Source organism: Pseudoalteromonas sp. BSi20429 (genome assembly GCF_000238895.1).
GTDB classification, from domain to species: Bacteria; Pseudomonadota; Gammaproteobacteria; order Enterobacterales; family Alteromonadaceae; genus Pseudoalteromonas; species Pseudoalteromonas arctica.
Map to the genome: position 1 here is coordinate 1 of NZ_BADV01000023.1, position 13,558 is coordinate 13,558.

A 13,558-nucleotide genomic window follows, 5' to 3' on the forward strand; every position below is an offset into this window, starting at 1 on the left:
GTAGTAACTTAGTTCACCTTTTTTATGCTATTTTTTTGATTAGGCATAAAATCTAACTTTAAGTAGCGCTTACAATTAAGTTATTATTTTAACTGTATTAATACTAAGCCCGAGAACACTTTGAATTATTTAGCTCACCTTTATTTAGCACAGCCTACAGCCGATTCTCACTTTGGGAACTTGTTGGGCGACTTTGGTGGTAAAAGGCATGTAGAACACTTACCAAATACGGTTATAAACGGGCTCGATAACCACTATTTAGTCGATAAATTTACCGACTCTCACCCAGTAGTAAAACACGCTAAACAGTACTTTTCACCCGAGCGTAAGCGCTTTGCTGGTGTAGCTATTGATGTGGTGTTTGATCATTTTTTAATTGTGCATTGGCAGCGCTTTAGCGAGCAACCTTTAAGTGACTTTAAGTACACCAGCTATCAGCTTTTAAATAATCGCATACCTGTTATGCCAACGCGTATGCAGCATGTTGTAACAAGTATGACTAAAAACGATTGGTTTAAAGAATACGAAACCATAGATGGAATAGGGCTAGCACTTGATAATATTGCCAAGCGTATTCGCTTTACCAACACTTTTGCGGGCGCGGCTGATGATATAGCAAGGAATTACGATGAATTAGAAGCCGTGTTTTTAGCGTTCTTCCCGGAGCTAATTGAGCATGTAAGTGAGTTTGACCTTGAAAGCACCCCAAAAAATGGCATAAAGCGCATTATTTAAAGTTTTCATCAATTGTTAACCTTTTGTGATAATTTAAGGTGAAAAAAACGCTACTCTAATACAAATTAATTTTTGAGTGTTTTTAATGAATCGCAATTACTTGGTTATTGTGAGCTTTGCTGTTTTAGCGGCATTTCAATCTGGTGCTGTATTGGCTTTCGACTTTGACTTAAAGTCGGTACGAACCACTATTTCAAACCCTAACACTAGTCACGCGTTAATATACGACGACTTGGCTGGGAGTAATCAAAAAACACTGTTTTCGTTAGAGCCCATAAACAACCAACGTGTGGGTGTGTTTTTTGATATTAACGACATTGAAATTGGCTACTCTGCCGATATTTTTGAAGATGATGTTGAAACAAAAACACAAGATATACTGCTTTCGTATAGAAAATTTAAAAATTCTAAAATCACTTTTAACTATCAAACGCTTGAAGGGCTGCAAAGCACGGCTAGCAATTTAAGCGGCAATCAAACGGATCAAATTTTCTCGCAAAATACACGTTCAACCAAGTTTGAGCTATCTGGCCAACACAACTTCTATACCTTCAATAATAAAGAGTCTTTGTTTGAGCATTTTTTTCTTAATAGACCAAAGCTAAGCAGCAAATTTGATTTGTCGTTAAGTGTTGTTGGCGCGTGGTCTTTCAAGCATGTATCTCTTGAGAGTAAAGATAATATTGTGTTTCAGGCTGATTTTTTAAATTCGTCTGCACCACAGGTCACTAAGTTAATTTCTAATTCGTACGGGGCGAGTATTGGCTCGCTTTTATCATTTTCGTTGCCGCATAATGTTCACGTATTTGCTGAATACAAAGTAGGTAAGGGAAATATTCGAAATACAGACCCAGGGCTGGGATTAAAAGATTCGGGCGGTGAAAAAGTAGCGGCATACGGCGGTGGTATTTCTTGGACTTCAAGTAACAAAAAACTCATGGTAGTACTACGTGCGTGGGAGCAAACAGGTAGGCATATAGATACTTCTTTTGGTGACTTGTCAGTAATTAAGTTTTTTTAATATTGAGTGGTGGGGCTCTCACTTAAGTTTTTGCAGAATTTTAGGGATAAGTAATTACACCTGCATGTAATTACTTAATAGTAATGAGTGCTTAGTTAGTCTTTCATTGAGCGCCATGCAAATGTAGATGCTGCAATAACGATCGCAATGGCAATACCTAAGTAGAGTGTTTCTATTGTGCCGCCGAACTCAACTGCGTGCTCTAAAAATAGTATTACCAGTACAACCGAAGTTACTTGTACCAGAGTTATTTTTAAATCATGAAAGTCTTTAATATTAAAAGCAGCAAGAAATTTACTTTCCTCAGGCTTAGATGGTGTTATAAATAGTCGGTACAAGCTAATAGCAATAACTTGTAAGGTAATTCCGATTAGTAGCAAATCAAGAATTTTCAGTAGTTCAACTATTAGAGCTTTACCGGCTTTAGCTGAATCAGGCAGGTCAAATAGCGTTGTTATTACTATATTAGCTACAATATTAATGCATGAAACATAAACGAGTAATGATGATATTGCAGCGGTAATAACGGCGATTACGACCAAAAACCGACTTGTTTGGAATATATTTTCCATGTTGCTCAACTTTATAATTAGACCTGACTTATACGAAACGTAGCTTAAGTTAGATCCCTTACGAACTTTTTACTTTTATATTTGCTTTAACATATTGGCTATTTACTTGTTAAGCATAGAAATAACAAATTTAACTGGAATATTATGAGTAAGAATAACGATGTACCTCAGGCTTATGTTAAGCAAGAAGAAGGTTATAGAATAAAAGCCTTAAGATTATACCCTTGGGTATGCGGGCGTTGTGCTCGTGAGTTTGAATACTCAAATTTACGTGAGTTAACGGTGCACCATGTTGATCATAACCACAGTAATAATCCTGAAGACGGAAGTAACTGGGAGTTACTGTGTATTTATTGCCACGACAATGAGCATAATAAATACCACGAGCATATTATGTATGGCGGGTCGACTACAGATCGCAAAGTTGAGGCTGCGACGCATTCTCCATTTGCCGATTTAAAAGCGATGCTTAATAAATCAAAGTAATATTAGTTAAATTAAGAGCTTAAACCTAAAATTTTATTAATTTAAATGGCATTTTGAGGGTGAACGGTTATAAACCGAAGCAACCTCAAAAATTAACTTTAAATTGGTTTTATTAAAGCTCTTTTGCTGTTTTGTCTTTTATGTCAAACCAGTTTGAATCGGCTGAAGTAATAAAGCCAGGTACGTCTTTTAGCCATTGTTTTTGAACCGATTTATCAAGATTTAAATAAAGTTTGTTTTCAAAAATTTTGAAAGCCTCTGGATCTACGTCAAACTTTTTCTCCATTGATACACCAAACGCACAAAAGCCACCAAATTGTGGTGCGTACTTTTCTGGGTTAGCTCTAAATAAGTCGCGGTGCTTAGCTGAGCTGAACTTATAAATGGCATTTTTATGTGTTGCAGTATATTCAGAACTGCCTGTTACCGCTTTGTTTTGGGTAAAGTAAGCAACGGTGTCGTAACCACTAATTGCAATGTCGTTAACGTCGGCATTTGCGTCTATGTCTGCTGCAAAGCTTAGTGAACTGGCAAGGACTGATGCTGCAAAAAAAGCTGATTTAGTGAGTGTCGAAAATTTCATGTGTATCTCCAAAGGGTAATTTAATTAGTGTGTTTGTTTAAAACTCAACTGTACTTTATCGTTATTGCTTGGTTAATATGCGTCTATTAGTCTATATTTTCATACCAATAATCCAAAGAGGCGCTTATGGACGTACTTTCGAGTGTACTGAGTCACTTTTCGCTTAATGCCAATGTGTTTTTTAGTGGGAACATGTGCGGTACGAGTGACTTTAGTGACGATCAAGGTGTTGGGCATTTGCACTTATTGCGCTCAGGTACGTTAAAAGTACGTAGTAATAGTGGTTTTGAAGTGGTTTTGTCTACGCCTTCGGTTATATTTTTTCCTCACTCTACAGGGCACTGTTTATTTTCGGATAAGGGTGACGGTGCTGATTTAGTGTGCGCACAAATTAGCTACCAAAGTGGAGGGCATAGCCCTTTATTGCAGGCGCTGCCTTTTTGCTTAAATTACGAATTAACGGGTGATGGATTATTAGCGCAGAGCGCTTTTTGGATTTTTGATGAGGCATTTAAAGACGCCAGCGGTAAGCATTTAATTATAGATCGCTTATGCGATGTATTTTTAATTAGTGTTTTGCGCAAGGTATTAGAAGAGGGTGCCATTAAAACCGGGATGATGGCGGGGCTTGCCCATCCTCAGTTGGCTAAGGTATTAATAAAAATACACCAAACCCCAGAACAAAGCTGGTCGCTCAGCACTATGGCTGAGGAATGTGGTATGTCGCGCTCTAAATTTGCCGATACCTTTAAGCGAGTAATTGAGCAAACACCGGCTGACTATTTGGCTGATTGGCGTTTATCGGTTGCTAAAAAGCTTATTTTAAAAAATCAAAATATGGATTTAGTGGCTAATCAGGTTGGGTACGAAAATGGCTCTGCACTTGCCCGTGTATTTAGAAAAAAAACAGGGCAAGCGCCAAAAGAGTGGTTATTGAGTCAGCAGTAAGCTTTATTTTTTGTGTGCTAACTACTATTCGTTTTTGATTAAGTAATTTGAATCGAGCGACCAGAAGTTGTTTTCGAGCTTTTGTAGAGGTCGTTTTTTAGAGCCTGGCGATGCTTTATGTAATATCAAATTAATCAGATCAGAGCTGACCGCCGGATCACTATGAAAGTAGTCATGGCCTATTAGGCTGCCAGATTTAGGTACTTTAATTAGGCTTACGTTACCTACAGAAGTGAATATGTCTTGCTCGTTTATGTTTACATCTTTGGTGTTTAGCCGACCAAAGCTTAAGCTGTTTGTTAGCCACTGTGAAATACCCAACGCGCTATCTTCTTGAGAGGTGTAAATGGTGATTTGCCCAAACGCAGGCCCAAATTGCTCTGCCATTAGTCTTTGTTTAATAATACCAAAATCGAGATCAGGGGCTGCTAAAATTAAGTTTTCGATACGCAGGTCTTCGCGGGGATTTCCGCCACTGGCTCTGCTTTCAATTATAAGCTCTCTAAGTGTTGTGGTTACTACATCGGTGCCACGGCTATGCGCAATAATATGAATGTTTTCTATTTCAGGATTTTTAAAAAGTAGTCGCAAAGTTTCTTTTAAATGAAAAATAGTAAATTGACCAGACTCTTTATCTTCAAAATAGCCGGTTAATCCTGTGGCGGCAGCAGGCCAAGAGTAAACAATAGGTACGCCTTGTCGGTTTAAAAAATGCCATATACCGGCAAGGGTAAATACCGATTCGTTAAAGGTATTATTAAAGCCGTGCACAAACAAAATAACGTCTTTGTTATTACTGTTTTTTAAACGCTGATTAATGTTTTTGTTTAACTGGGTTTCGTGAAAAATTTTGCGTTCTAAAATATCTTCATCAATTTGGAGTTTGTTTTTTACGCGTCTAAATTTATAAGGCGATAAAGGAAAGCGACCTAATTCATCGGCTTTTTCCATTACGTAAGTTAAATTAGCGGAGCGATTTTTAAGATTACTTTGCTCTAATAGCTCACTCCACTGCAACGACTTATCGCCAAAATTTACTTTTGCTACACCGTACGCAATTGATGGCGAGCGACTTGCGTTATACATAACCCCCTCTTTTTCAGAAATTGCTCGGTCTGTAACATAGAGTAATTCCATACTTGTATTATGTAGGTTTTTAGGTACTTGGGCTTCTGAATAAGGCGTACTTACATATAAATTGGGTGTAGGCATTAAAGCTGGGTTTGAAGTACAAGCAGATAGCAAAATAATGAGCAAAGGGGCGAAAATATAGGATTTACCGTGAGGGTGAAAAAGCATGCTTATTCCTTATTTTCGGTTTATAAATTATTTTAAAGGGGTTAAGTATAAAATTAGCATATAAAAAGTAACATATTTATTACCTTTCACACATCACATACTAATTTTATAATGTATTGTTGCGTTAACGAGGATTCAAAATAAAAATACCGAGCTTATAAGTAGAGAAAGCTGCGGGCATTGCTTTTGGGAGGGTTATAAAACTAAATCTTAGTCGCTTCAGTAGGCATTGTTGATAATCCACTAAAATACTTCATTACCAATTGGCCTTGGCTGTTTTTTTCTATTACTAAGTAATTGTTTGAATTAGGGTAGTAAAAGCTATTTTTAGACATGGTAATAAGTTTTGTTTTATCGCCACCAGTGCGCTTTGAATACAAAACGTCATTTTCAAAAATTAGGCTGCGTAAGGTATTTTCATCAATACGATAATCACCCAATACGGGCGCTAATTGCTGCTCTGTTACATCTACTTTTTTAAACTCGGGGAGTGTAATACCTAGAGTTCTGGCTGTGAGTTTTTCGTTGATAAAAATAGGATTTATGTGGTTTGAATTAGCCAGTACTGCAACATATAGCTTTTGTTCTGGAATATAGCGTGCATGTGCTAAAAAGCCATTTATTCCGCCAGTGTGTTTAATTACGGTGTATTCATTCAAAGGCTTAATAATTAATCCGTAACCATAGGATGAAACGCTGCCGTCGTTTAGTTCAAAAGGGCTGACCATCTTCTCATAACTTGCTTTACTAATAAGCTTGCCAGACGATAACGCACTAAACCAAATGTTTAAGTCAGTTGGAGTAGATATAAGCGCACCTGCGGCATATGGCCAATCCATATTAATGTAGCTGGTGTTGATAAATCCTTGCTCTGTTTGCTCATAGCCAGATGCGCGATGGGCAACAATTTCTTGCCCTTCATAACTACTCTGGTTCATTTTTAGCTTTTTAAATATGTGTTGTTCAATAAAGTCTTTGTAAGACAGGCCACTTGCTACTTCAATTATTTTACCAAGCAGTGAATAACCGGTATTTGAATAAGCCATGGCTTCGCCGGGTTTAAACACCATTGGGTGTTTGGCAAATCGCGCTAGTGCATCGTCAACGCTTGTGGGTACTTGTATTTCTTTATCGAATAAGTCGTCGTCATCTGTGTAGTTGGCGATGCCTGAGGTGTGGGTTAATAAGTTTTCGATTGTGACGAGGTTGCCCTCTGTTGGGAAGCTTACAACATACTTATGAATATCATCGGTAACCGCTAGCTTACCTTGCTCTTGCAACATCATAATTGCAGCTGCAGTAAATTGTTTTGAAATAGAACCTAAACGCAAAACGCTTTGCTCATTAAGTGCAATGTTATGCTCAAGGTTGGCAAGCCCGCGCGTTCCTTTAAAAAGTACTTTGCCATTTTTACTTATAATTACCGATACCCCAGGCTCGTTTTCAGCAAGATTATCGTTAAGAATTTCCTGATACTGCGAGGCCGTCGGGTTTGCTTTTACAAGGCTGGGTGTTAATAGCGAGAGGGCTAACAAACAGCTAGCGTAAAATGGCTTAATCATATTCATCCTTTTTAGTTTTTATACCAAACCTCTAGATAGGCTTAGCGATCCTTGTGTTTTATAGTGAGTTAATATTGCACAGCTAAAAAGTAAACACAATTATCGGATTTTATAGGGGCTCAGTAATAGGTATAATCGGTGCGTTTATTGGTTTTTATTATATTTTTACAGGGAAGTTGTTGATATGCCTGATGTAACGGCTCTATTTTATATTGCCATAATGGCCTTTTATTTATTGCGCTCAAATGATGGAAGTAAGTTAATTATAACTACGATCGTTTTAGCTGCTATCCCTCTCTTTACGGGCGACTATTGGCAGTGGTTGCAATTAAGTGGGCTGTTAAGTGTCATTATTTTAATTATAGAAAAAGAGAAAGCAGGGGCTACCGCAGGCGGTGCAATTGCGGTGTTAGTCGCTCTATTTATTGGGGCTTTTATTGTAAGTGTAATTATTAATACAGGATTGACCTTTTCGAGTAATTTTAAGCTTTCTACTTTTGAAGTTAAAGCTCCCTTAAGTTACGGATGGTCTACTCATATTATTTGGTTGTATTGTCTTACTTTTGTTATACCGCTATTTGCCATTTTACGCGGTATTAAAAAGCCCGTAGCATTCTTTGGCACTAATTTAACCGCACTCGCTTTAGCTGTATTACCACACTATTGCGGCTCATTTATTTATGGGCTTATGCTAAGCGTAGCTATTATTACTTCTCTTTATTTAGTCGCTTTCGTGTTTAAAACAGATTCTGAACAACGCTTTATGTTTACGTATATGGGTATGAGTGGACTACTAACAAGCTGTATAGTTAAAGGTGTAATGGTGGCCTATTTTTAAACTTCAGCTGTTTATTTTATCCATATTAAAACCAATCTGCTGCAACTTGTAGTGGGGTAGGGTCGCTTTTTTCAGATACCCAAAATACTAAGGCTTGCTTTGTTGGCGATACATTATTAGCGCGAGGCAGGGGTAAGTCAGTTAATGATAATTGCTGCTTGGTCTGCATGTCACTTTGCTCGTAGCCAATAACAACAAAGTCGTGTTTTAACTTATGGCCTGCGTTTTCGCCGCTGTGTATTTGTGTTTCTATGCCAAAGCCTAACAGAGCTACATGGGCTATTAAGTTTTGGTTAGTATTATCTTCGGTATTAACAGTATCGTATTCGAGATTAATTTTACTATTGTTTATAGTCGCTTTTAAATTACCTAAATAAGGGGCTTTAGCTACAGGAATAGCTTGCTTATAAAACCAACCTTGCCACCCGCTGCCGTTAACCATAAATCCTGGGGTTGCTACAATCCTACTTTTACCGAGTGCCTTATAAGTACGTTGTCTTTTACTAAAAACAGCAGAGGCAAACGGGTCTTTCCATCCTAAATAATCCCAATAAGTAACATGAAAATTAATAGGGATTAAATCAGTCCATAGCTTTTCATTATCTGTAAACGTTGAAATCCAGCGCTCTGCTGGTGGGCAACTACTGCAACCTTGCGATGTGTAAAGCTCTAAAAAGGTAGTCGGATTAGCTGTACTGGTAATAGTTACTTGCTCAGCAGCTTGGCTTTGAAAGCAAAAAATTATTAACCCAACAAGTGAGATAAAAAATGGACGGGATAATGTTTTAGAAAGCATGGTGTGACTCACAAAGGCTAATATTCATCTTAGCATAAGTGACTTTTAAGATTGAAGTATCACGAAATACTCACAATTAAATCACGTTTTAACTGTGTATTTTATTTAGCTGCTCAATTATTGAAATACTTTACATGACTAAATTTTATTTTTAGGAAATATTATACTTAATCTGATGGTTTGTTAGTTAAAAGCGTCAACCTTTAGTGTGTAAGTGTTTTTTTTATATAGAGGTTATCAAATTTTGAGTTTTTATTTAGTTATTGGCAATAAAGATTGCGATATTTATCAGGGTTATATTTACCTAATAAATATTATGCTAATTAGTTTTTTAGCCTTTTTTATCTAGAAATAAGGGGATAGTGAGTTATTTTAGGAAGTATCGCTTCGTTTTATTATTTTAATTAAGTTAATTATTTGTGTTTTAGTTTTTTATTGTTCTGATAAGTGGTACGGTGTTATGTTGCCTAAGTTGCTATCCTGTTGTTTTATTTGACTTTTAATTGTTGCCTTTAAGTGTCATTTAGTTAAAATAAGGTTTCAATATGACTTTTTATTGGGTCAAAACACCCGATTTTAGTTTTAAACGGATGTTTGGTTTACTAAAAATCAGTAAATTTCAAAAGGATTTATTAAATGAAAAAGACAAAGTGCTTTGCATTGTGTTTAATCGCAACCTCTATTTTAACTGCGTGTGGCAGTGATAAAGACCCATCTAGTACTAGTGAAACACCTAAAGTAGTAGCCAATACAGCACCTTCAGTAAATGCAGGAGCTGACCTTATCGTAGATGAAAATCAATCTATTTCATTTACAGGAACTGCTGAAGACTCAACCGGTACAATAGCAAGCTATGCATGGCAGCAAACCTCAGGGATTGATTTAGAGCTTAGCGGCTTAGATACAAGCACCCTTTCTTTTACAGCGCCAGAAGTAGATGAAGAGCAAGTTGTTGTATTTGAATTAGTTGCTACTGATGATGGTGGTTTAACTGCATCTGACTCTATTTCAATTACTATTAAAAATGTACTAGTAGAACCAACATTGAGCTTAAACGAAAGAGTCACTGTTGAAGAAAATACAGAAGTAGAAATTACAAGCATAGCAGAAGATTCTAATGGCTCAATAGTTTCGTATGCTTGGCAACAAACTGACGGCATTATCATTGAAATTGATAACTTAACTAATGATTCTTTAAAATTTATTGCTCCAGAAGTTGATTTTGATACAACGTTAACTTTTGACTTAACAGTGACTGATAATGATGGTCAAACAGCTACAAGTAGTGTTTTTGTTGATGTGACTAATGTTGCCGCAAGTGTTATGTCTATACCTGGTGGTAGTGAAAATATTGTAATAGATGGGCAAACCGTTGAAGCAGCGCTGAATGAAGTATTAGTACATTTAAACGATGATGTTACAGAAGCTGAATTAGAAGCTGTTTTTGATGAGATTAGTAATAATGATGCTGGAATCGCAAGTTTTGATGATGCATTAAAAGTATTACAGATAAGAGTTAGAGAAGGCGCTTCTGAAAATAGCTTGATAACAAAAATTGGTGAAATGGGCGGCGTTAGGCATGCAGGTTTAAATACTGTTATCGAGTCAAAAAACTTAAGTCTGATTAGTAATTACAATCATGTAATCAAAAATAAAAACACTGTAATACAATATATTGCAGAGGAAAGCACTGATGAGCCTCTTTTTTCTGGAGATTATTGGGTTAAAGCTGTAGCCGCAGATAAAGCATGGGATGCATTACAAGAACGTACTTTAGCGCCAGTGACATTAGGTGTTGTTGATACCGGTATAGGTGCAGGACAAAATAGCATTGAAAGCTCTCGCTTAACTCGTCTACGCGCACAAGAGAATGGCCAATTTGGTGTTGTTGAAGGTGATGATACAGAAACTGATAGTTCTCATGGGTTGTGGGTATCTAGTTTTATTGCAGGACATAACACGAGCGAAGGCAGTGCAGTGTATGGTGTTGATCACAGTGCCAACTTAATACATACCGATATTTATGTTAAGCGTTGCAAGGATGGATCAACTACTGAAGAGTGTTCATATGAATCTCCTATTAAAACTTATATAACTGATTTAATAGCAGGAACTAAGGCGACTATAGATAACGGTGCGAGCATTGTAAATATATCTTGGGGTGATACAAGCACTTGTGCTGACGACTCACAAGTTAGATTAAAAAGTAATAGAAATTGGCGTCTACAACAAACTAACTTAGTGGAATACGCAAAAGAAAAAGATGTATTACTAGTTTATTCGGCTGGTAATAACTGTGAAAAAAATGATGATCAACTTTTAGTTGATATCAATGATATTGCCCAAGATGCTTGGCAAACAAATACATTGATTGTAGCGGCAACAGATGCAGATGATAAAGAAACTGATTTTACACGTATGGGTAACGTCGTAAATATTGCAGCTCCTGGTGATCAAATGGGGTGGGGGAATACTGATGGTAGCTTAGGCGTAGGTACATCATTTTCAGCTGCTTTAGTAACTGGCTCTGCAGGGATTGTGAAAGGAATTAATAGTTCATTAAAAGCAGCGGAGATTAAAGATATTTTAGTTGCTACATCTTCTAATTTAACGCTTTCTGAAGAGTCAAAAGCGCTAGGCACAACCGGTCCTACGCAGTTGCTAAATATTCATTCTGCAATACAAACAGCCGATTTAACTGTTGATTCTGTTTTAGAAGTTAAGGCTCCAATTGCTTTATCTAAAGGGGATAAAACTACTTCGCAATTAAGTTTTACCTTACCTGCAACTACTGTGACAGCAATTGATGTTATGTTTTTAATTGATGTTAGCGGTAGTTATGCTGATGATATAGCCAGTTTAAAAGAGCAAGCTGACAAAATATTAGAAAACTTATCTGGCCGTGGAATTAATGTTGCTTTTGGAGTTTCTGCTTTTTCAGATTTCCCTATTGATGGATATGGCAGTGAATACGATGGTGATGAAGCGTTCTATTTATTACAGTCGATGACAACGGATATAGATGTCGCAAAAATAGGTATTAACAATTTAACTATTTATTCAGGTAATGATTATCAAGAGTCACAGTTAGAAGGTTTGTACCAAGCTGTAACTGGGGCTGGTAGAGATATAGACAACGATGGAAATTATACTAGTTTGGGTGATATTGAACCTATGAATATTGGTTGGCGTGAAGGTGCTTTAAAAGTTATTTTATTAGCGACAGACGCGCCATTTCATGATTCAGATATAGATGATAATTACCCAGGTGCGGGCAAAACTGAGGTCATCAATATATTACAAGAAAAAGGTGTGACTGTATTTGGATTGCAAAGCGGCTCTATTGGCCTAGCTACAGATGATTTAGATTCAATTGTGTTAGCTACTAAGGGACAAACATTTTTATTGTCGTATGATAGTAACGAAATTGCAGCGACTATTTCTTCAGCTCTTGATGAGGCTTTAAAAGAAATCGATCTCTCAATTGAAGTGATTTCAGGGGAACAGTGGGTTGAAACCATTACACCAGTCTTAATTGAGAACGTTAAACCAAATGAAGAAGTGACCTTTGAAATTAATTTGAAAGGGATTAAAAATGCCTCTCTTGAGGAATTAAATTACGAAGTGATACTTTGGATAAGAGGTGATGGTAGCGCAGTTGTAAGAAGGGTTGTAATTCCTATTACAGTTCCAACTTTAGCCGATTAATTTAGACAAAATTAAATGATTAATAAAGCCGATATTGAGCAACGCTCAATATCGGCTTTTTATTTAATGGGCCAAATATGAGTAGTGCTAATACTTGCCATGCTTTTAGTTTGTTGTTTATATAATTGATTTTTAAATGTATTACTTCTTACAAAAGTTTATTTTTTCTTTAGCATAAGTGATTTTTAAGATTGAAGTATCACGCAATACTCACAATTAAATCACGTTTTAACTGTATATTTTACTTGGTTAAAACTTAATTTGAACACCCGCTCAAGTTGTGCTTTAATCGTTGCTCAATTATTGAGGAACTTTACATGATTAAATTTTATTTTCACCATACTCCTAACCCAATGAAGGTTGCACTCTTTTTAGAAGAAACAGGCTTACCGTTTGAACTTGTTCCTCTTGATACTTTAAAAGGTGAGCAACATACACCTGAATTTAAAGCGATTAATCCAAACGCTAAAGCGCCAGCAATTGTTGATGGTGAAACTCGTGTGTTCGATTCGAATGCTATTTTAATGTACCTTTCTGAAAAATATGGAAAGCTAGAAGGCAAGGGCGATGACCGCGCTGAAATGCTGTCGTGGTTAATGTTTATCGCATCTGGTTTAGGTCCGTATTCAGGGCAAAGTGTACACTTTAGACACATGGCGCCAGAAGGGCTTGATTACGCTGTTAATCGCTATTTACGTGAAGCGCAGCGCCATTACGAAGTACTTGATACTCACCTTGAAGGTCGTGACTTTATTGTGGGTGATACGTATACCATTGCTGATGTATCTGCATGGGGCTGGATTGATAAAGCACCGGTTGTATTAGGTGAAGAGGGCTTAGCACCGTATCCAAATCTTAAGCGTTGGTTTGAAAGCATTGATAGCCGCCCAGCGGTTGCACGTGCACGCGTAATTGGTACTGATGTAGCCTTTAAAAAAGAGTTTGATGAAGACGCTAAAAAAGCGTTTTTCCCTTCAAATTACCCTAAAGTATAAAAAGTACTTAATTCT

12 protein-coding genes are annotated in these 13,558 nt (G+C 36.9%); 7 read left to right on the forward strand and 5 right to left on the reverse strand.

The genetic code is table 11. The annotated features are described in order from the left end of the window. The first annotated feature begins 120 nt into the window (after positions 1 to 120). Together P20429_RS14830 and P20429_RS14825 are read left to right on the forward strand one after the other, a co-directional pair. On the forward strand, positions 121 to 735 hold the full coding sequence (locus P20429_RS14830; RefSeq protein ID WP_033026414.1) for an ACP phosphodiesterase: 615 nt from the start codon (positions 121 to 123) through the stop codon (positions 733 to 735). A gap of 85 nt (positions 736 to 820) precedes the next feature. Then, a complete protein-coding gene (locus tag P20429_RS14825) occupies positions 821 to 1,756 on the forward strand; it encodes a hypothetical protein (RefSeq protein ID WP_007581431.1) in 936 nt (311 codons plus the stop codon). A 95-nt stretch (positions 1,757 to 1,851) separates the two neighbouring features. Here the strand turns inward: P20429_RS14825 and P20429_RS14820 are convergent, their stop codons facing one another. Beyond that, positions 1,852 to 2,328: a YqhA family protein gene (locus P20429_RS14820; protein WP_007581432.1), complete on the reverse strand. Its 477-nt coding sequence runs from the start codon at positions 2,326 to 2,328 to the stop codon at positions 1,852 to 1,854. Positions 2,329 to 2,472: 144 nt separating this feature from the next. Between P20429_RS14820 and P20429_RS14815 the strand changes: the two genes are divergently transcribed. After that, a complete protein-coding gene (locus P20429_RS14815; protein WP_007581433.1) occupies positions 2,473 to 2,814 on the forward strand; it encodes a YajD family HNH nuclease in 342 nt (113 codons plus the stop codon). Between the two features lie 112 nt (positions 2,815 to 2,926). Here the strand turns inward: P20429_RS14815 and P20429_RS14810 are convergent, their stop codons facing one another. Beyond that, positions 2,927 to 3,397, reverse strand: coding sequence for a YHS domain-containing (seleno)protein (locus P20429_RS14810; RefSeq protein ID WP_007581434.1), 471 nt, complete (start codon positions 3,395 to 3,397; stop codon positions 2,927 to 2,929). A 126-nt stretch (positions 3,398 to 3,523) separates the two neighbouring features. On the opposite strand from P20429_RS14810, the gene P20429_RS14805 reads away from it, so the two are divergent. Continuing rightward, positions 3,524 to 4,345, forward strand: coding sequence for an AraC family transcriptional regulator (locus P20429_RS14805; protein ID WP_007581435.1), 822 nt, complete (start codon positions 3,524 to 3,526; stop codon positions 4,343 to 4,345). A gap of 24 nt (positions 4,346 to 4,369) precedes the next feature. On the opposite strand, the gene P20429_RS14800 is transcribed toward P20429_RS14805, so the two are convergent. Together P20429_RS14800 and P20429_RS14795 are read right to left on the reverse strand one after the other, a co-directional pair. Further along, on the reverse strand, positions 4,370 to 5,644 hold the full coding sequence (locus P20429_RS14800) for an alpha/beta hydrolase (RefSeq protein ID WP_007581437.1): 1,275 nt from the start codon (positions 5,642 to 5,644) through the stop codon (positions 4,370 to 4,372). Between the two features lie 203 nt (positions 5,645 to 5,847). Then, positions 5,848 to 7,206: a serine hydrolase gene (locus P20429_RS14795; protein ID WP_007581439.1), complete on the reverse strand. Its 1,359-nt coding sequence runs from the start codon at positions 7,204 to 7,206 to the stop codon at positions 5,848 to 5,850. A 184-nt stretch (positions 7,207 to 7,390) separates the two neighbouring features. Here P20429_RS14795 and P20429_RS14790 point away from each other — a divergent pair, with 184 nt between their 5' ends. Further along, complete coding sequence (locus P20429_RS14790; protein WP_007581440.1) at positions 7,391 to 8,044, forward strand: hypothetical protein; 654 nt, start codon at positions 7,391 to 7,393, stop codon at positions 8,042 to 8,044. A gap of 25 nt (positions 8,045 to 8,069) precedes the next feature. Here the strand turns inward: P20429_RS14790 and P20429_RS14785 are convergent, their stop codons facing one another. Next, on the reverse strand, positions 8,070 to 8,840 hold the full coding sequence (locus P20429_RS14785) for a DUF1223 domain-containing protein (RefSeq protein ID WP_007581442.1): 771 nt from the start codon (positions 8,838 to 8,840) through the stop codon (positions 8,070 to 8,072). A 636-nt stretch (positions 8,841 to 9,476) separates the two neighbouring features. Between P20429_RS14785 and P20429_RS14780 the strand changes: the two genes are divergently transcribed. Together P20429_RS14780 and P20429_RS14775 are read left to right on the forward strand one after the other, a co-directional pair. Continuing rightward, the gene (locus P20429_RS14780) at positions 9,477 to 12,548 is read left to right on the forward strand and encodes a S8 family serine peptidase (RefSeq protein ID WP_007581446.1); all 3,072 of its coding nucleotides are present in this window, start codon (positions 9,477 to 9,479) and stop codon (positions 12,546 to 12,548) included. 317 nt (positions 12,549 to 12,865) lie between these two features. Further along, positions 12,866 to 13,543, forward strand: a complete 678-nt coding sequence (locus P20429_RS14775) for a glutathione S-transferase family protein (protein ID WP_007581448.1) — start codon at positions 12,866 to 12,868, stop codon at positions 13,541 to 13,543. Positions 13,544 to 13,558 lie beyond the last annotated feature (15 nt).